General features: G+C 55.5%; 14 protein-coding genes and 1 tRNA gene. 12 read left to right on the forward strand and 3 right to left on the reverse strand.

Annotated elements, in window-relative coordinates; translation table 11 throughout:
- Positions 1-28: 28 nt before the first annotated feature.
- From K2F33_RS15025 to K2F33_RS15040, 4 genes are all read left to right on the forward strand, one after another.
- Positions 29-1,627 carry a type 2 periplasmic-binding domain-containing protein gene (locus K2F33_RS15025; RefSeq protein WP_116234190.1) on the forward strand — a complete coding sequence of 533 codons (1,599 nt, stop codon included), beginning with the start codon at positions 29-31 and terminating at the stop codon, positions 1,625-1,627.
- A gap of 392 nt (positions 1,628-2,019) precedes the next feature.
- Entirely contained in the window at positions 2,020-4,179 is a 2,160-nt protein-coding gene (locus K2F33_RS15030; RefSeq protein ID WP_263882120.1) for a glycoside hydrolase family 3 N-terminal domain-containing protein, read from the forward strand.
- A gap of 156 nt (positions 4,180-4,335) precedes the next feature.
- Positions 4,336-7,701 carry a GH36-type glycosyl hydrolase domain-containing protein gene (locus K2F33_RS15035; RefSeq protein ID WP_263882121.1) on the forward strand — a complete coding sequence of 1,122 codons (3,366 nt, stop codon included), beginning with the start codon at positions 4,336-4,338 and terminating at the stop codon, positions 7,699-7,701.
- 99 nt (positions 7,702-7,800) lie between these two features.
- Positions 7,801-8,787 (forward strand): LacI family DNA-binding transcriptional regulator, encoded by a 987-nt coding sequence (locus tag K2F33_RS15040; protein WP_089548407.1) that lies wholly within the window; start codon positions 7,801-7,803, stop codon positions 8,785-8,787.
- 91 nt (positions 8,788-8,878) lie between these two features.
- Here the strand turns inward: K2F33_RS15040 and asnB are convergent, their stop codons facing one another.
- Positions 8,879-10,723 carry an asparagine synthase (glutamine-hydrolyzing) gene (gene asnB, locus K2F33_RS15045; RefSeq protein WP_263882122.1) on the reverse strand — a complete coding sequence of 615 codons (1,845 nt, stop codon included), beginning with the start codon at positions 10,721-10,723 and terminating at the stop codon, positions 8,879-8,881.
- 267 nt (positions 10,724-10,990) lie between these two features.
- On the opposite strand from asnB, the gene K2F33_RS15050 reads away from it, so the two are divergent.
- A complete protein-coding gene (locus K2F33_RS15050) occupies positions 10,991-11,305 on the forward strand; it encodes a hypothetical protein (protein WP_076174234.1) in 315 nt (104 codons plus the stop codon).
- Positions 11,306-11,341: 36 nt separating this feature from the next.
- Positions 11,342-11,689 (forward strand): hypothetical protein, encoded by a 348-nt coding sequence (locus K2F33_RS15055; protein WP_263882123.1) that lies wholly within the window; start codon positions 11,342-11,344, stop codon positions 11,687-11,689.
- Between the two features lie 280 nt (positions 11,690-11,969).
- Here the strand turns inward: K2F33_RS15055 and K2F33_RS15060 are convergent, their stop codons facing one another.
- Positions 11,970-12,263, reverse strand: coding sequence for a magnetosome magnetite crystal formation protein family (locus K2F33_RS15060; RefSeq protein WP_076174239.1), 294 nt, complete (start codon positions 12,261-12,263; stop codon positions 11,970-11,972).
- 140 nt (positions 12,264-12,403) lie between these two features.
- On the opposite strand from K2F33_RS15060, the gene K2F33_RS15065 reads away from it, so the two are divergent.
- Positions 12,404-12,477 (forward strand) — tRNA-Arg (locus K2F33_RS15065).
- A 73-nt stretch (positions 12,478-12,550) separates the two neighbouring features.
- Positions 12,551-13,015 (forward strand): hypothetical protein, encoded by a 465-nt coding sequence (locus tag K2F33_RS15070; RefSeq protein ID WP_263882124.1) that lies wholly within the window; start codon positions 12,551-12,553, stop codon positions 13,013-13,015.
- A 166-nt stretch (positions 13,016-13,181) separates the two neighbouring features.
- Here K2F33_RS15070 and K2F33_RS15075 read toward each other — a convergent pair whose 3' ends face one another.
- Complete coding sequence (locus K2F33_RS15075) at positions 13,182-14,174, reverse strand: MraY family glycosyltransferase (RefSeq protein ID WP_076174244.1); 993 nt, start codon at positions 14,172-14,174, stop codon at positions 13,182-13,184.
- Positions 14,175-14,448: 274 nt separating this feature from the next.
- On the opposite strand from K2F33_RS15075, the gene K2F33_RS15080 reads away from it, so the two are divergent.
- The 4 genes from K2F33_RS15080 (at position 14,449) to pstA (ending at position 18,718) form a co-directional block, all read left to right on the forward strand.
- Positions 14,449-15,900, forward strand: coding sequence for a stalk domain-containing protein (locus tag K2F33_RS15080; RefSeq protein ID WP_263882125.1), 1,452 nt, complete (start codon positions 14,449-14,451; stop codon positions 15,898-15,900).
- A 32-nt stretch (positions 15,901-15,932) separates the two neighbouring features.
- Positions 15,933-16,787 carry a phosphate ABC transporter substrate-binding protein gene (locus tag K2F33_RS15085; protein ID WP_076174249.1) on the forward strand — a complete coding sequence of 285 codons (855 nt, stop codon included), beginning with the start codon at positions 15,933-15,935 and terminating at the stop codon, positions 16,785-16,787.
- Positions 16,788-16,886: 99 nt separating this feature from the next.
- Positions 16,887-17,840, forward strand: coding sequence for a phosphate ABC transporter permease subunit PstC (gene pstC / locus K2F33_RS15090; RefSeq protein WP_412973987.1), 954 nt, complete (start codon positions 16,887-16,889; stop codon positions 17,838-17,840).
- A complete protein-coding gene (pstA, locus tag K2F33_RS15095) occupies positions 17,837-18,718 on the forward strand; it encodes a phosphate ABC transporter permease PstA (protein WP_263882126.1) in 882 nt (293 codons plus the stop codon). The genes pstC and pstA overlap by 4 nt, the downstream gene beginning before the upstream one ends.
- Positions 18,719-18,828: the final 110 nt, after the last annotated feature.

The raw sequence follows: 18,828 nt of genomic DNA on the forward strand, positions 1-18,828 counted from the left end.
AAAATCTGATCAAAAGAGGGGAAAAAACATGAACACCAAAAAGCTGTTCAAACCGCTTCTGGCCGTTGCGCTGTCGGCGGTGATGCTGACGGTGACTGCCTGCGGGAAAGACACGGCATCATCCGGCGGCAACGAAAAAGACGCGGACGGGAACTACAAGGACAAATTAAAAATTTCCGTCGCGCAGACCACGGAAGTAAAAGACGGTGTGCTCGACAACGAGTTCCACAAGTACTGGATGGACAAATTCAACGTCGAGTGGGATTACAACTACGTACAGTGGGATTCCTGGCCGGAAAAACTCCGCTTGTGGATCAACTCCGGCGACCTGCCTGACGTGGCCAGCTGGAACTACGTGCACGGCGATTTCATGAACTATGTCGATCAAGGACTGCTCTACAAATTCCCGGATGACTGGAAAGAGCGCTGGCCGAATGTGGCGGCGGCCTACAAGCTGACCGGCCTCGGCGACAAGCTGGAAGAGCTGACAGGCGGTACTTACATTCTGCCGAAACCGGTGTACTACCAGAACAAACCGGCTGATCCGCTTGTGAACCAAATCGGCGTCATTGCGATCCGCAAAGACTGGGCCAAAGCTGTCGGGTTTGAACTGAAAGATGCATACACCACAAGCGAACTGATCCATTATGCGGAACTGGTCAAAGAGAAAGACCCAGGGAAGCTGGGCTCCAAGCTCGTTCCGATCTCATACACAGCGGATGACGCTTTGACCAACATCATCATGGCCAACAGTGAGCACTCCCGCGTGGAATCGGCGTTCTACAAAGGAGAAGACGGCAAGTTCCATTGGGGACCAGCCGATCCGGAGACGCTGACCGGTCTGAAGCTGATGCAGAAAGCGTACAAAGAAGGCCTGCTTAATCCGGAATTCTACACTTGGAAAAACAACGAAGGCAGCGACAACTTCAGAGTTAAAGGCGTTGCCGCGATGATGTCCCTGGGCGGTCTGGCTTCGTACAGACAAGATATGGACAAGAACATGCAGAAGAACCTGGGCGTAAGCAGCGACGACCTCGTCCATACGGCGATCGTTCTGGGTGACGACGGCAAATACCGCAACCTGGAGCAGCCGAACTTCTGGTCTGCGCTGATCTTCTCGCCGAACATCAGCAAAGAGAAGTTCGAACGCATCATGGATATTATCGATTACTCGACGACCAAAGAAGGACAAATGCTCCTGAACATGGGCTTTGAGGGCAAGGATTGGAAGTACGACGAGAACAAAGAGCCGGTCAGCCTGCTTCCGGAAGGAACGACTCTGGAAGACAAATATCCGGCACGTTTTGAAGGACTGTACATTTTGGGCGACGACTTCAGTATCGTGAACCCTGCAATCAAGAAGGAATACCGTGACCGCGCCGTTGAGCTGTTTAAAGAGAAAGCGAAACTGGGCAGCGAAGGCGGCAAGCTGGCAACTTACGACTGGGATGTGCAGCTGTACGATTCCAAAGCGAAGAGCCAGGCATCCTTCGATTACCAGAACGAGTATGCGAACCTGATCCTGCAAGGCGGCGATTTGGAAGCAAACTGGAAGAAATGGGTACAAAGCAAACAGTCCCTCGTTCAGCCGGTTCTGGATGAACTGAACAGCAAATTTGCCAAGTAACAGATCGTTCTGAAATAAGGATAAGAACTGAGCATTATACGCAGTCCGAGTCTAAGGAACCCGGTGTGCAGCACATTTTGATGCAGCCGGGTTCTTCTCTTCCACGGTGGTGCCGGGCCGGGTTTCTTCTATTATAAATAGGCCGGCCTGGCCACAGGGAGGAGACATAGATTCTTATAACGATTAAAGAACGCAAATGTACATCGATAGACGCTTTTCTTCATGAGGAATTTGCACAAAAGATAAGCGCCAAGGACGGGTTTCATCCTTGCTGCCCTTGTCAGCCAGGTTTTGTGCAAGCTCCTGAGAAAGGAGAAAGGGTCTGAAAGAGCCGGACCATTCGTGTCCGGAAGGCCTGGATCATCATACGACTTTGTTGTGGAGGGAATGGAATGGACAACCGGCAGTTAACCGAACTGTTGAATCAGATGACGCTGGAGGAGAAGATTGCGCAGCTGCTCCAGCTGACCGCCAATTTTCATGAAGGCGGCGAAAGCCAAATTACCGGACCGCTTGAGGAAATGGGGATCACCGAATCGATGGTGACCGCCAGCGGCTCCGTTCTGGGGTTATCGGGAGCCCAGTCGGTCATCGACGTGCAGAAATCATATTTAAGCAAAAGCCGGCTCGGCATTCCGCTGATGTTCATGGCCGATGTGGTGCATGGCTTCAAAACGATCTTTCCGATCCCGCTGGCGATCGGATGCTCCTGGGATACGGAGCTGGCCGAGAAGAGCGCCGAAATTGCCGCGAGAGAGTCGGCGGTATCCGGCATTCATGTAACGTTTGCACCAATGGTCGATCTGGTGCGCGATCCGCGGTGGGGACGCGTCATGGAGACGACCGGCGAAGATCCGTACCTGAACAGCCTGTTTGCCCGCGCTTTTGTCCGCGGCTATCAAGGCGGGAGCCTGAAGGATGAGCCGGAGCGGCTGGCTGCCTGCGTGAAGCACTTCGCCGCATATGGCGCTCCTGAAGGGGGACGCGACTACAACACGGTCAACATGTCGGAACGCAATTTGCGGGAGCAGTATCTGCCGGCTTATAAAGCGGCATTGGACGAAGGCTGCGAGATGGTCATGACGTCGTTCAATACCGTGGACGGCATTCCGGCTACCGGCAATGAGAAGCTGATGCGCGGCATCCTCCGCGATGAGTGGGGATTTGACGGCGTCCTGATTTCGGACTGGGCGTCGATCCGCGAAATGATCGCGCACGGCGCGGCGGAGGATGATTGCGAGGCCGCTTACCGGGCGATCCGGGCCGGCGTGGATATCGAGATGATGACCCCTTGTTACGTACAGCATCTGCCGGGCCTCATCGAGAGCGGACGCGTGGACGAAGCCTTGGTCGACGAAGCGGTGCTGCGGATATTGCGGCTGAAAGACAAGCTCGGGTTGTTCGACAATCCGCTGCGAGGAGCCGATCCGGAGCGTGAGCGCGAAGTGCTGTTCTGTCAGGAACATCGAAACGTTTCTTACGAGCTGGCAGCCAAATCGAGCGTACTGCTGAAAAACGAAGGCGGCCTGCTGCCGCTTGCGTCTGGGAAGAAGGTTGCCCTGATTGGGCCGTTCGCCCAGAGCGACGACATCCTCGGCTGGTGGTCCTGCGTCGGCGTGAAGGAAGACGCCGTGAAGCTCGGAACCGCGCTGCAGGAGCGGCTGGCTGAGGGACAGCTGGTCATTGCCGAAGGCTCCGGCGTCGTAAGCGTGGAGCAATCGCAGATTGACGCTGCCATCACCGCGGCTCAAGACGCGGACGTGATCGTGCTCGCCCTTGGCGAAGATTCGGCCATGAGCGGGGAGGGCGGGTCCCGCACGAACATCCGCCTGCCGGAAGCCCAGCTGGAGCTGGTGCGGCAGCTGAAGAAGACCGGCAAGCCGATGGCTGCGGTGATCTTCAACGGCCGCCCGCTGGACCTGCACGGAATCATTGACGAAGCGGATGCCGTCCTGGAAGCCTGGTTCCCGGGCAGCGAAGGCGGAGCCGCGATCGCCGACATTCTGATCGGGCGCGTGAATCCTTCGGCCCGGCTGACGATGTCCTTCCCGCATTCGGTGGGTCAAATTCCGGTCTATTATAACCATTACAATACCGGCCGTCCGATGAATCCGGACAAAACGGAAGAACGGTATGTGTCCAAATATATCGACAGTCCGAATGATCCGCTGCTTCCGTTCGGATACGGCCTATCCTATACGACGTTTGAATACGGCGAGCTGAAATTGTCCGGAAACGAGATAACGGCCAATCAGCCGCTTCAGGTCAGCGTGAACGTAACGAACAACGGGGATCGCACAGGGATCGAAACGGTTCAGCTGTATATCCGCGACGTGGCCGGTGAAGTGGTCCGTCCGATGCGCGAGCTGAAAGGCTTCGTACGTCTCGAGCTTGCTCCCGGCGAAAGCGCGGATGCGGTCTTTACGATCACGGAGGAACAGCTTCGTTATCATCATTCCGACCTTACGCAAGCCAGCGATCCGGGAACGTTCCAGGTGTTTGTCGGTCCGAACAGCCGGGACACCCTTGCTGAGTCGTTCCGGCTGGTTTAGATGAACAGACGGCCATGCGCGTACACAAAGAACAGCGCATGGCCTTGGAGAGAGCTGACCAACAAGACGATGCAGGATGAAAAATACTGTAAAAGCTGCCTCGAAGCCGTACCGGACAGGTTCCGGCCGGCTTCCGGGATAGGAGGATGAACAACTATGACAACCATTACGAATTCCAAGCTTCACGTCCAGGCCGGCGATCTGTCCTTTACGTTCTGGGAAAGCGGCGACCTGTTCCAAGCCGTCAGCGGCAAAACGATGATCAACCAGCTGATGAGCAGCCCGCTCGATGGGGCTTTAAATAATCTGTATCTTCGCATCCATGACGATTCTGCCATCCGCTTCTACCCTCTGCTCGGCATCCGTTCGGACAGCCGGGTCAGCACAGGCGAGGGACGTATCGTCTGGACAGGCGAAGCCGAAGGGGTAGCGTACAGCGTGACGTTTGCGCTCAGTCCGCTCGGCGTATGGTTCTGGGACGTCCGGGCGACCGGGCAGGGCCTCAAGATCGACGTTGTTTACGGCCAGGATATCGGGGACGCGGATCCGGGCGCCGTTCGCAGCAACGAGGCGTACCTGTCCCAATATATCGACCATACCGTCTTCGAAGACAAAGACCACGGCTATGTGGTGTGCTCGCGCCAAAACCAGCCGCAGGGCGGAGCGTTCCCTTACATACAGCAGGGTTCGCTGACGCGTGCCGCGGGGTTCTCTACGGACGGCTTCCAGTTCTTCGGCCTGTCTTATAAAGAAACGAACGTGCCGGCATGCCTCAGCCAGCCTCAATTGGCGAACGAGGTCTATCAATACGAGTTTGCCTACACGGCGCTTCAGTCCGAAGCGGTAACGCTGGACGGGGAAGCACGCTTCGTGTTCTACGGCCTGTTCAAGCCGGATCATGCGGCTGCGGTAACCGAGCTGGAATTCAAGGACGAGGTGCTGAAAGCCTGGGATCAGGTGCAGGCAAATCTGGCCGCTGCGGACGGACCGCTGCATGAACTGCCGCAGGTCCGCCTGAATCCGGAGATCGGCGAACCGCTGCGCACCCTGCCGCTTACCGCGGAGGAGCTCGAAACCCTTTTCCCGGCAGCCGGAAGACAGGAAGAGGAAACCGAGAACGGACAGCTTCTTGCGTTCTTTACCGACACCTATGAGCATGTCGTACTGAAGGAGAAGGAGCTGCGGGTGGAGCGTCCGCACGGGCATATCCTGATGAGCGGCGGCAGCGTGAAGCTGGGCGCCAAAGTCGTGACGACGACTTCTTATATGTACGGCATTTTCAACTCCCATCTGGTGGTGGGCAATACCAACTTCAACAAAATGATGAGCAATGCCCGCAGCGCCTTGAACGTGCCGAAGACGGCGGGACAGCGGATATACGTAAACATCGAAGGAGTGTACCGACTCCTGACGATGCCGTCCCTGTTCGAGATCGGCTTCAACTATGTGCGCTGGTATTACAAAACGGCGGATGACATGCTGGTGATCACCAATTTCGCGGCGGCAGATGTGCCTGAAGTACGCCTTCATGTGCGCTCGGAGAGCGGCAAAGCGTATGAATTCCTGGTGACCAGCCAGGTCACCATGGACGTCAACGAGTTCGGAGCGCCGGTCCGCATGACGGAATCGGCGGGTGTGCTGACGTTCCACGGCGCCCAGGATGCACTCCGGAAGGAAGCCTATCCGCACCTGAAATACACCATGCGGATCGACGGCGCCAAGGCGGTTGTTAGCGATGAAACGGCACTCGCAAGCGGCATTCAGGCTGGGGAATCGTCGGTCGTGACGCTCAAGCTGGATGCTGTCTCGGAGTGGACTTTGACGATGCAGGGGCTGCTGGACGGGGAAGACCTTCCTGAGGCTAACCGCAGCGCAGAAGATGAAATCGCGAAGTACCGGGAGTTCTTCCGGGACGTGATGAACGGATTCCGCTTAACCGGCGGAGATAGCACGGAAGGCAAGGACTTTTTCAAAGTGAATGCACTGGCCTGGTGGTACACCCATAATATGCTGGTTCATTATTCGGTGCCGCATGGCTTGGAACAGTACGGCGGCGCGGCTTGGGGAACGCGGGACGTCTGCCAGGGGCCGACCGAGTACTTTATGGCGACGCAAAAATTCGAACAGGTCCGCGACATTCTGACAATGGTGTACTCCCACCAGTACGAAGACGACGGCAACTGGCCGCAGTGGTTTATGTTCGACAACTACTTTACCGTCCAGCAGGAGGAGAGCCACGGCGATATCATCGTATGGCCGCTGAAGGTGCTCAGCGATTACCTGCGGGCGACCGAAGACTTCGGCATTCTCGAGGAGAAGGTTCCGTATACGGTCAAGCACAAGTTCCATTTTACCGAAGAAACAGCCACGATTCTGGATCACGTGTACAAGGAGATCAGTTACATTCGCAGCCACTTCCTGCATGATACCCATCTGTCCTCTTATGGGGATGGAGACTGGGACGATACACTGCAGCCGGCCAACGCCCAGTTGAAGCAGTATATGGTCAGCAGCTGGACCGTCGCCCTGACGTACCAGACGATGACACAGCTGTCGGGGGCCCTGAAATCCGCCAAGCCGGAATTGGCTTCGGAGCTTCATGACATGGCGCAGGGAATCAAGCGCGATTACGAAAAATACATGCTCGGAACGGAAGTCATTCCTGGGTTCCTCTATATGGAAAATCCGGACGAGGTGAAGCTGATGCTCCATCCGACCGACGAAGAGACCGGCATTCAGTACCGCCTGCTGCCGATGACCCGGAGCATGATTGCAGAGCTGCTGGATCCGGAGCGCGCGAAGGCGCATTATGAGCTGATCAAAGAGAAGCTCTTCTTCCCAGACGGCGTCCGTCTCATGAACCGTCCGGCCCAGTATGCCGGCGGCGTCAGCACCCACTTCAAACGGGCGGAGCAGGCGTCGAACTTCGGGCGCGAAGTGGGCCTGCAGTATGTTCACGCCCATATCCGCTTCATTGAAGCGATGGCGAAGCTCGGGCATGCGGATGATGTATGGAACGGCCTCAACGTGATCAACCCGGTCGGCATCCGCAATGTCGTGCCGAATGCCGAGCTGCGTCAAAGCAACGCTTATTTCAGCAGCTCCGACGGCAAGTTCAACACGCGTTATGACGCGCAGGCGCATTTTGATGAGCTGCGCAGCGGCAGCGTGCAGGTGAAGGGCGGATGGCGTATATATTCCAGCGGCCCGGGGATCTACATGAATCAGCTGATCTCGAACGCGCTGGGCATCCGCCAGGAGCAGCAGGACCTCATCGTGGATCCGGTGCTGCCGCAGAAGCTGGACGGCCTGCGCTTCGACTTCCGCTACGACGGTCAGGACGTGGCCTTCATTTACCATTTGAACGGCACCGGCGAGCGCCGCGTGAAGCTGAACGGCCGGGAGCTGGAAGCTTCGGCGTTGAGCAATCCGTACCGCGAGGGCGGACTGCGGATTTCGAAGGACGTGTTCGAGCGGGGAATGAAATCGGACGGCCACAATGTGGTTGAGATTTTTATGTAGCAGTTTAAGGCGATCTTCACGGATCGCCCTTTTCCATGAGAACTGGAATATGGATAATTTTGGACCTAGCAATGGTTTGATACGGGGGAGCGAGGAACATTGGTTAGTATTAAGGATATCGCTAAAAAAGCCGGGGTTTCCATATCGACGGTATCATATGCCCTGAACGGCAGCAGCAAGGTGACGGATGAAACCCGCTCGAAAATTTTGGCGATCGCCAAGGAACTGAACTATGTGCCGAACGCGGCCGCGAGATCGCTGAAGAAGCGGGAGTCCCGGATCATCGGGGTATTTCTGACGGATTTTAAGGGGGACGTGTATGGCGACCTGCTCGACGGGATGAAGGAGGTCTGCAACGCCCAGGGTTACGACCTGATCGTATGCAGCGGCAAGCAGGCCCACCGGATGCTTCCGGAGCGGATGATCGACGGAGCCATTATTCTGGACCATGCGTTTACGAACGCCGAGCTGCTCAAATATGCCGAGCGGAACCACAAAATCGTCGTGCTGGACCGGGAGCTCGAGCATCCCAACATCAATCAGGTGCTGCTGGATAATAAGGCAGGGGCCACGCTGGCCACCGAATTTTTGGTCGAGCAGGGCCACAAGAAGATTTACATCGTGACGGGGCCTGATGACTCGTTTGACTCCATTCAGCGCATGAAGGCGGTCAAAATGGTGGCGGACCGCACGGAAGATGTGGAGTGGATCGAGATCCCCGGCGATTTCAAGAAAAGCGGAGGGGAACGCGCCGCCGAACGGGTCATCGGTGAGTATACCGGCCCGGCGGCCGTGTTCTGCCTCAATGACGAAATGGCCATCGGTTTTTGCAATCGGCTGGCGGAGACCGATTACCGGATCGGGGAGCATGTGCATTTGATCGGCTTCGATAATATTGAGCTGACGAGCTACATGCAGCCGCGCCTGGCGACCATCAACTACTCCAAACGGAAATGGGGGGCGCTGGCGTCGGAGCAGCTGATCAAGATTTTATCCGGTGAGGAAGTGGAGCATGAGCGCATCTACGTCACGCTGATCAAAGGGGAATCTGTCGGAAAAAGCGCCCGGCAGGTTAACGTGGGCTAGGGTGAAGCACGCATGCACCGCGGTGAACAAACAGAAGGGTATCCGGCTGACTCGAGCCTGTCGGATACCCTTTTTGCATGTTCATTTTACGTTAACGAATGGCCACATTGTAGGTTCTCAACCAGTTGTTGACCTGGGCCAGGTACGCAAACAGCTGCGGCCCCGACATCAGCTGGCCGAACCATGGCAGATTCGAGGAGGCCTCAGGGGAGGCGGCGATCTCGAGAATTTTGTTCTTGTCGATCAGCGGCAGGATCGGGGCGGACGGATCGTCCAGAATGTCGAGCATTTGCTGCTTGACGGCGGCAAGGAAATCCGGATTGTGGGTTTTCGGATACGGGCTCTTCTTGCGGTAGAGCACGTCGTCCGGCAGCACGCCTTCCAGTGCCTTTCGTAGAATGCCCTTTTCCCGACCGCCGGTCATTTTGATTTCCCAAGGGATATTCCACACGTACTGGACCAGCCGGTGATCACAATAAGGCACACGTACTTCGAGGCCGACGCCCATGCTCATGCGGTCCTTGCGGTCCAGCAGCGTCGGCATGAAACGGGTGATGTTCAGGTAGGACATGACCCGCATTTTGGCCTGCTGGCCGGTCTCGCCGCGCAGCTTGGGAACCTCCCGTACCGCATCGGCGTAACGGTCCCCCAGGTAATCCAGCGGACGGATCCATTCGCGGATTTCGGGAGACAGGAGGCTGGCCCTCATGTCGGGTGCGACCGACCAAGGGAACGTGCCGGAATTCAGCATTTCCTCGCGGTGAAACCAGGGATAGCCGCCGAAAATTTCGTCGGCCGCTTCGCCGGAGACGGCTACCGTAGCCCCTTTTTTGATCTCACGGCAAAATAAGTAGAGCGAGCCGTCTACGTCCGCCATGCCGGGCAGGTCCCGGGTCAGGGTGGAGGCGTTCAGCGATTCCACGAGCTCGGGGGTATCAAATTCGATGTAATGGTGCTGTGTCCCGAGTTCCTCCACCATCCGCTGGATAAACGGAGCGTCGGCTCCCGGCTGGAAGGCATGCGATTTGAAATGCTTCTCATTGCCGACGTAATCGACTGAATAGGTGTGGACCTGCCCTTGGTTGGTCCGGTTATAATACTGAACGGCAAGGGCCGTCAGGGCGCTGGAATCCAGCCCTCCGGACAGCAGCGTGCAGACCGGAACGTCCGAAACCAGCTGCCGCTCCAGCGTATCCTGCAGCAGCTCGCGCAGCTTGGCCGCTGTTTCCTCCACGCTGTCTTCGTGGATGTGGCTGTCCAGACGCCAATAGGCGTAACTGCGCAGCCCGTCGCGGCTGAAGATCATCGCGTGCCCTGCCCGCAGCTCCTTCATGTCTTTATAGACGCCCTGTCCCGGCGTCCGCGCCGGGCCGATAATGAACACTTCGGCGAGCCCTTCCGGGCCGACCACGGGCTCCATTTTGGGATGCTGCAGCAGCGCTTTGGGCTCAGAGCCGAATATTAAAGTGCCGTCGATGTAGGCGTAGAACAGGGGCTTAACGCCCAGGCGGTCCCGCGCCATAAACACCTGCTCCCGGACGCTGTCCCAGATGGCAAAGGCAAAAATGCCGTTGAACCGGTCCACGCAGGCCGGCCCCCACTCGATGTATGAAACCAAAAGAACTTCCGTATCGCAATGGGTCCGGAAGTGATGTCCTCTTTTGACCAATTCGCTCCGCAGCTCGGCCGCGTTATATAGCTCCCCGTTATAACAAATCGCATACACATCATCATCATCATGAACGATCATGGGCTGTGCGCCGTTTTCGGGGTCAATGATGCTCAGACGGCGGTGGCCGAAGGCGCATGGATTGGAGATCCATGTTCCCGAAGCGTCCGGTCCGCGATCCGACATCGTTTCAGTCATTTTGACAAGGATCTGCGAATCCTGGGTTAAGTCGCCGCTCCATTGTATAAAACCGGTTATTCCGCACATGATGGGTCATCCTCTCTTTGTCGTTTGTCCACTCGCTGTCCTTTCTGTTTGCCAAAGTGATACAGTTATATGCCGAATCGGGGCATAAAATGTCTGTCCTTTAACGAAAACTATAGGAAAGGCAGTGTAAGAAAAACGTGTCTGTCGACGTACTTCTACAGCAGGCAGGCCGCATTTAGCGGATGTTTTTCTTGCGATCATGGAATGGTTCAGCTCCGCTGAAAACTTATAAATTTCTATGATCTTCACAAAGGAGAGTAATGAGACATGGATAAGCAGCATTTTTATGTATCGGTACACGGCAGAAGCGTTCTTGCCGAACAAGGCGCCGCTCCTTATGAGCTGGTGATGTACTGCACGGTGGGGCAGGCCAGGGAAGTGCAGCAGATGATGGAGGATATGCAGGAGCATGCCGAAGACTCCTTCCTGGCCTATACGTTTCCATGGCCGGATACGCCGGAGGATGATGTCAATTCGCAGTACACGGAGAGCCTGAACAAGCTGTACCGGAAAATATACGAATACGGCACGGCAGAAACGCGCCAGCATCTGACGGAGAACAAAATGCTGGGTTATACTTGATTTCTGAATTCAAGCTGACCGGGAGAGGAGGAAAGCATGTATTATATTAAGGATGCCAAGGTGCGGCGGATGACGGAACTGGACGGGATACGCTGCGCCGAAATCGGCGTGCTGCCAGGGGCGGTTGACGATCCCGCGCTTTTGGCTTATGTGGCCGAGCAGACGCCGGACTGCTACGACCTGATCAGGCTGATCCGCAACGATGCCGACACAGAGCTAGACTGGTACGACAACAGTATGCATCAGGCGTATACCGATGTGACGATGCAGGCGTTTGAAGGCAGCTTTTTTCTGACGGCCGACGAGGAGCGGGATCTGTTCCTGCGCGATCTGATCTCTTTTGGGAACGTAGAGGAGGATCTACGGAGCAGGTTCGCAAAGTAAACGCAGCCATAATTTAAGAAACATAGCCGGCAGACTCCCGCCCCATACTATGGTTTAGGGGAGGTGAGCTAAATGGCGGACTTCACGAACAAAAAAGGCAAGAGAAGCAAGTACGCCCGACAAAACGCTTTTGCGGGTGGAGTGACGAGCAGAAATTCGAGAAATTTGGCTGTGCCCCATAACCCAAGACGTTTTGGCAACCAGTAACCTCCTTGAACCATGAACAAACCTCCGGGGATATCCCTGGAGGTTTGTTCAGCTGTTCTTTGCTGTTCACGCTTCACGCATATTCGCGAAGCACCTGAATGCCTTTCACGATGTTGTAGACGAACGTGCCGAAGTAAATAACGCAGAACAGCAGGATATATCCCAAGATCGAGCCGGCATGGTGGGCTGCCAAAGTAAAAAACAGCAGCGGTACGGCCGCAATGAATGGCAGCAGATGCGAGAGCAGCGCTCGCTTGGCATGCCTGGCGACGTATTCGTCCCGGACGGCGATCCATACGATCACCGGCAGGATAAATGGGGCGAAAAATATGCTGAAGTAGGAAAGTGAAGATAACAACTGTCGCATGGAAATGCTCCTTTACAACTTATTTTGTTAAGTTATTACCCATAGTATTTCCCGCCAATCGGCTTTGTCATTTTCCTCTTGAAAAATTGGCTAAATGCGGTATAATAAATAACGCATTCGCTTTTTTTATTACATAACAAGTCCCAGTAGCTCAGCTGGATAGAGCAACGGCCTTCTAAGCCGTCGGTCGGGGGTTCGAATCCCTCCTGGGACGTACAAGGAAAGCCCTCACTCGAGGGCTTTTTCTTTAGATATAAGCAAGTGGAGCGAGAAGGGAGAGAGACCGGATGAATCAGGATATTAAAGTATCACAGTGGACCGCAATTCTGATCGAGCAGGCGAAGCGGGCCGGACTGTCTGCGGCCGCCATCGCTGAAGCTGTCCATCAAAAGGACGCTGAGCCGTTTATCCAGGCAGGGCTCGAGGGCGAGCGTTATGTCAACCTGTTCGGCTACTCGGAGGAACACGGGGAGCCGCTGGCCCAGGCGGCAACGGAAGGCTACCGTATGACGTTTAACACGCGGAACGGGCTGAAAAACTGGCTGGTGCAGCGTTTTGGCCTGGATGAGGAAAAGGACTTTGAGGTTGGCGAGGGCGTGATTCACGGGCTGCGGCTCAGCTTGGAGCAGCTGGCTGCATTGCAAAAAGCACTGGCCGTAAATTGGGTAATTGCCGGATCGCGCGACCTTCCGGGCGGCATGGTGGAGCTGGATTTGTCCATTCGTGCCCTTCAATCCGCTTCTCAAGCCTAATTCGATCTAAATAGGGTATGCCGGTTAGCCATAATAAAAGGGGCTGTCCCATGCTGTCGTGTCATGCACGACGGTGGGCAGCCCCTTTGTCATTGAGTTTCAATCGCTCCCATCGAACGATTCCTGCTTACTTCCTTGTTAACCACGCCTAGCCGGAAGGTCCACGCTAACTGATCAACATCAGGATGATCGAGGACAATGACAGGCAGGCACTGAGCAAATAGATGAACACGACCGCCTGCTTCGGGCTCAGCCCCCAGGACAGCAGCCGATAATGGAGCTGGCTTCGGTCGGCCTTGTACACCGGCTTGCCGTCCCGATACCGTTTGATTACAACGTAAATGTTATCGAAGATCGGCACGCCAAGCGCCAGCACAGGAACGAGAATGGAAATGACGGTCACCTGTTTAAAGGCTCCGTCCAGGGCGATGATACCGAGCATGAACCCGATAAACGTCGCGCCTGCATCCCCCATGTAAATTTTGGCGGGCGGCTTGTTGTATCTCAAATAACCGAGCGTCACCCCGACCAACAGCACCGCCATGATCGCGGAATGGGACTGGCCTTTGGCGATAGCAACGATAAACAGCGTCAAGGCCGAAATGGCGGCCACGCCTCCGGACAGCCCGTCCAGCCCGTCCATAAAATTAATGACCGTCGTGACGCCGAAGATCCACAGAATCGTCAGAATAAACTGCAGCCACTCCGGAAACACGACCATATGGCCGGCGAACGGAACGGTGATCCCTTCGAATGAGATCCCTGAATAATAGACGATCACCGCAGCGCCTACCTGCACGAGCGTTTTGGGCAGAGCGGCAAAATCCTTGCCTTTCGTCTTGTACCAGTCATCGATCATGCCGATGCCGAGGATGAGCAGCGAGCCGGCCACAATGCCAGCCATTTCCTTGTCCCAGTGTCCGGTGAGAACGATGTAGGGAACCATGAAGCCGAGAAAGATGGCGATGCTTGCCAAATGCGGTACGGGTTCCTTATGTATTTTGCGATGGGTGGGCCGGTCGACGAAATCAACCCGGATCGCGAGCTTCCTTAAAGGAGGGATCAAAGCCAAAACGATAACAAGCGACACAATAAATCCAATTACATACACAATGGTCAGGCCTCCAATACTTAGCTTTGCAATTTGCTGTCGTTTCATTCAAAGTCTCTGGTTGGTTTTCGGATAGGGTTAAATAGATTGAACTAAAGTTTTTTATCGAAATAGTTGGTAAAGCGGCTCAATTAGGCGTTTATTTCTTTAGTTCATTTTACATAGATGTAGCATTTGTATTTTTAACTAGAATAATCGCTATTTTTGCAAAATACAACGATAAAATATTTAATATTTCCATAACATTCCAATCAACCGCTTTTTACAATTCTAGTAGAAAATAGGTCTATAGCACTTATGCTAATAGAAGAAGGGTGAGCCGATGTTGAAGAAAAATAAAATGTTTCAGGTACTGATGGCCTCTGCGGTTGTAACTTCCGTACTGGCCGGAGGAACGGCAGAAGCTGCTTCCGCTGCAAAATCATCATCTGCGGGTCAGGCTGCAAAGATGACGTCGCCAAAACTGAAAGTGGCCAAGGTGGAACTCAGCGTGAACGGCGCGAGCGTCTCCGTCAATGCGGTCCAGCTCAACCAGGCGTACCTGGTAGCCGTGTCAGACATCGTCAAGGCTTTCGGGGCAAGCGCAAGCGCCGCCAAAGGGATCGTCACGATAAAGGATGCGACCGGTTCACGCGTCGTTCAGCTGCAGGCAGGAGCAAAGTCCTATAAGGTGAATGGAGAGGCCGCAGCCTTTACGAACGCTCCTCTGCTTCAAGATGGCAAAACCTACGTAGAGATTCAATCGCTCGTGGAAGCACTGGGCGGGGAATGGATCGCAGGCAGCGGGCAGACGCAGCAGGTATTGACGGTTCAAAGAGCGGAAGGAAGCTATTCTTCGGTACGCTGGAACGCCCAAGGGCAAATCATTGCCAGCCGTGACGACGCGGAGTCCGCCCAAATCGTTAAACTGGACCCCGCAAGCTATGGCAGCACGGTGATCTCGACGGACGAATATGCTGCGGAATTGGCGGTGTCCCCGAACGGGCAGTGGGGAGCTTATACCGATAACGCCGGCCAGCTCTACCTGATGAACCTTGCCAGCGGGCTGTCGCAAAAACTCGGCTCCGACACTTCCGTCAAGACAGATTTGACCTGGTCGGCGGATAACAGCCGGATTTATTTCATCCAGGGCGACAAGCAGGAAAAAATATCTTACATGAATGTCGGCGACGGCAAGGTGACCGAAGTGCTGGCCGACAAAGTGGAGAACAAGTCCGACGTGAGCCTGTCCGCGGACGGCAAACGATTGGTCTATATCGTCAATGTGACCGGCGTGGCCAGCAGCGATAAGGACAGTACGGAAGAATCGCTCAGCATCGACTATTCAGGTGCAGGCCAGCAGCTGTATTCCCTGGAACTCACGGATAAAGAAGCTAAACCGGTTCAGCTAACAACGGGTAAAGACAATAAATTGTATCCTGTCGCACTGGATGGCGGCAAAGCGGCGTATTTGAGCGCCGATCCGGATAGCGTCACTGCCAAGGACGTCATCAAGGTGATCGGCCCAGGTAGCAGCGTCCAGGACCTGTCTAGCATCATCGATGTGACGGTCATCGCGCCCGGGCCATCCGGAACGCTTGCTGCTGCGGGCATCGCCGCTGACGGCAGCACGAAAGTGCTGAAGATCGACAGCGGCAGCCAGGCGCAGCTTTACAGCACGTCCGGAACCGTCAGCGAGCTGGCGATGTCTGCGGACGGCAGCCGGATCGCCCTGATCGAAGACGGCAGGATTGTAGTCATAACAGGTGGAAAGACCATTCAGCTTACCAAATAAAAGCGGTTCTTAACCGAAAAGGAGAATAAACGATGAAACTGTTCAAAAAATTAACGCTGGCTGCCGTCACTTCCTTGGTAGCGGTAACCACCCTGGTCGGCTCCGCAAGCGCCGCCTCCGGCATCTCCGGCAAAATTACGATTAATGGGTCCACTGCGCTGCTTCCGCTCACGCTTCAGGCAGCCAAGGAATTTCAGAAAATCAATCCGAAAGTCAGAATTTCCGCTTCCGGCAAAGGTTCGGTAACCGGACCGCAGGCTGTGAAGAAGGGCATTGCCGACATCGGGGCGTGCGACTGGGACGCCAGCATGGACGTTCCGGGCTTCAAGGCATTTGAAGGCCAGGTAGCGAACAAAGTGGCCGTCATTCCTTTTGCGACAGTCACCAACAAAAACGTGAAGGTGAACAACCTGACCACCGAACAGCTGAAAGGGATTTTCTCCGGCAAAATCACCAACTGGAAAGAAGTCGGCGGTGACAACGCGGACATCGTAGTCATCACGCGCGCCTTCGGCTCCGGCACCCGCGTCAACTATCAGGCCAAAGCGCTGGCTGGCGGCGACATCGTCAAAAAGGCTAAAAACTACAAGGAAGTCGGCTCCAGCGGCGACATGAAAACCGCCGTAGCCACAACGCCGAACGCCATCGGATACATCGACCTGGTGTACGTAAACAGCGACATCAAGGCGCTGAGCTATAACGGCGTGCAGCCGACGACGGACAATGTCATCAACGGCAGCTACAAAATTTGGGCATACGGATATTACATGACCAAAGGCCAGCCGACCGGCGCTACCAAGGCGTTTATCGAGTATGTTCAAAGCGCGAAATTCCAGCAGGGTTCCCTGAAAAAACTGAAATTCATTCCGATTTCCGCCATGCGTTAAGGCAAGTGGATTGAGCTGATCCAAGCCAAGCCATATTCATGATCGCGGCCAGCCCTCAAATACTGATGGGGCTGGCCGCTTTATAGGAGGAGAGCCAGTTTGAGCACCCCCGTGCAGCAGTACGTGCCCGAGGAACGTCAGGTGCTGACCCCGCCCGCGAAGCGTCGCAGGTTCAGCCGCAGCGCCAGGGTCCGTTTCACCAACCGCATGTTTACGTATTATTTCTGGTTCAGCATATTGGCGCTTTGCCTGGTGCTGGGCCTGGTGATCTTTTTTATCGGCAAAACCGCGCTTCTGACCTTCCGCGACATCTCTTTTGCGGATTTCTTCCTTTCTTTTAACTGGACTCCGGAGGAGGAGCACTACGGTGCAGCCGCGTTTATCATCAACACCCTGTCCCTGACGGCGCTTACGCTTGCGCTGGCCGTGCCGGTATCCGTCGGGCTGGCGGTGCTGATCGCCGAGATCGCGCCCGGCTGGCTGAAAAACGCCATGCGGCCGATTCTGGACCTGCTGGTCGGGGTTCCTTCCATTGTCTACGGATACCTTGGCCTGACGGTGCTGATTCCGTTTTTGCGCCGGCTGAGCGGGGAGAATCTGGGCGACGGGCTGCTGGCGGCGGCGCTCGTGCTCGCCCTGATGGTGCTGCCGACGATTTGCCGGATCAGCGACGACGCGATTTCCGCCGTGCCGAAAAAATACCGCGAAGCTGCGTATGCCATGGGCTCCACGCGCCTGCAGGTCATGATGCGGGTCGTCCTTCCCGCCGCCGGCAGAGGCATCATTGCGGCGGTGATTATGGGAATGACCCGGGCGATCGGGGAGACGATGGCGGTGGTGATGGTCATCGGCAACACGGCGCAGCTCGCCAAGTCCCTGTTTACGCCGGCTTCGGTGCTGACCAGCAACATCGTGATGCAGATTTCCAACGTGGAGTTTGACTCCACCTGGAATTACGCGCTGCACATGATGGCCTTCCTGCTGCTCATCATCTCGTTTGTCCTGATTTTGTTTATCCGCTATTTGGGACGCAAAGGGAGGGAGCAGGCATGAGCGAATGGACGCGCACCCGCAAAATGCAAAGATCGCTTGTGTACGACCGGCTGGCAACGTACGGGTTTTACGGGCTCGGCATCCTGGTCCTGCTGCTGATCTTCTGGCTGCTGCTGACCATCCTGGGCAAAGGGCTGCCCGGGCTGAGCCTCGAGTTTTTGATGAAGCTGCCCGAGGACATGGACCCCGGCGGCGGTATCGGGCCGGTGCTGTTCAACTCGTTTTATATTTTGGTACTGTCGCTGCTTATTTCCGTTCCGATTGGGGTCGGAGCAGGGATCTACATGGCGGAGTACGCCCCGCCGAATAAATTTACAGAGGTGCTGCGGATTTGCGTCGAGAGCCTCTCCTCCGTTCCGTCGATCGTATTCGGGATGCTGGGCTTGGCCATTTTTGCCGAGTATTTTCAAATTGGCTTGACCATTCTCGGTGGAGCGGTTTCTTTGGCCTTCCTCAACCTGCCGATGCTGGCCCGGGTGACGGAGGAAGCGGTGCGCGCGGTACAAAATGACATAAAGAACGCATCCTATGCCCTCGGGATGACCAAATTCCAATGCATCCGGACCGTCGTTATCCCGATGGCCATGCAGGGGATAGTGACGGGCATCTGCCTCGTAGCGGGCCGGGCCTTCGGGGAATCGGCCGTCATCCTCCTGAACGCTGGGCTCAGCACCTCCGGGGAGATGTGGGACTTCAATCTGTTCTCACCGGGTGAGACGCTGGCTGTACACCTCTGGTACGTGCAGTCGGAAGCGATCGTGGAGGATGCCCGCCAAATCGCCGACAAGTCGGCCGCGGTGCTGGTCATCGTCGTCCTCTTGATGAACCTGCTGTTCCGCATTCCGCTGTGGATCAGCAACCGGCGCCTGAAGAAATAGGGCCTTCTAGAGGTTGTTCAAAAAGTCCGCTTTTGATAAGAAAACCAATCGAGGCCAATCAGGGATGAGTGACCGCGATTAAAATGTTGGTTTTCTTGCGATATCGAATT

This window comes from Paenibacillus sp. PSB04, assembly GCF_025809195.1.
Lineage (GTDB): Bacteria > Bacillota > Bacilli > Paenibacillales > Paenibacillaceae > Paenibacillus_AQ > Paenibacillus_AQ favisporus.

Coding starts and splice junctions, on each gene's coding strand:
- K2F33_RS15025 (WP_116234190.1), top strand. CDS start 29: ATGAACACCAAAAAGCTGTTCAAACCGCTTCTGGCCGTTGCGCTGTCG.
- K2F33_RS15030 (WP_263882120.1), top strand. CDS start 2,020: ATGGACAACCGGCAGTTAACCGAACTGTTGAATCAGATGACGCTGGAG.
- K2F33_RS15035 (WP_263882121.1), top strand. CDS start 4,336: ATGACAACCATTACGAATTCCAAGCTTCACGTCCAGGCCGGCGATCTG.
- asnB (WP_263882122.1), bottom strand. CDS start 10,723: ATGTGCGGAATAACCGGTTTTATACAATGGAGCGGCGACTTAACCCAG.
- K2F33_RS15050 (WP_076174234.1), top strand. CDS start 10,991: ATGGATAAGCAGCATTTTTATGTATCGGTACACGGCAGAAGCGTTCTT.
- K2F33_RS15055 (WP_263882123.1), top strand. CDS start 11,342: ATGTATTATATTAAGGATGCCAAGGTGCGGCGGATGACGGAACTGGAC.
- K2F33_RS15060 (WP_076174239.1), bottom strand. CDS start 12,263: ATGCGACAGTTGTTATCTTCACTTTCCTACTTCAGCATATTTTTCGCC.
- K2F33_RS15070 (WP_263882124.1), top strand. CDS start 12,551: ATGAATCAGGATATTAAAGTATCACAGTGGACCGCAATTCTGATCGAG.
- K2F33_RS15075 (WP_076174244.1), bottom strand. CDS start 14,174: ATGAAACGACAGCAAATTGCAAAGCTAAGTATTGGAGGCCTGACCATT.
- K2F33_RS15080 (WP_263882125.1), top strand. CDS start 14,449: ATGTTGAAGAAAAATAAAATGTTTCAGGTACTGATGGCCTCTGCGGTT.
- K2F33_RS15085 (WP_076174249.1), top strand. CDS start 15,933: ATGAAACTGTTCAAAAAATTAACGCTGGCTGCCGTCACTTCCTTGGTA.
- pstA (WP_263882126.1), top strand. CDS start 17,837: ATGAGCGAATGGACGCGCACCCGCAAAATGCAAAGATCGCTTGTGTAC.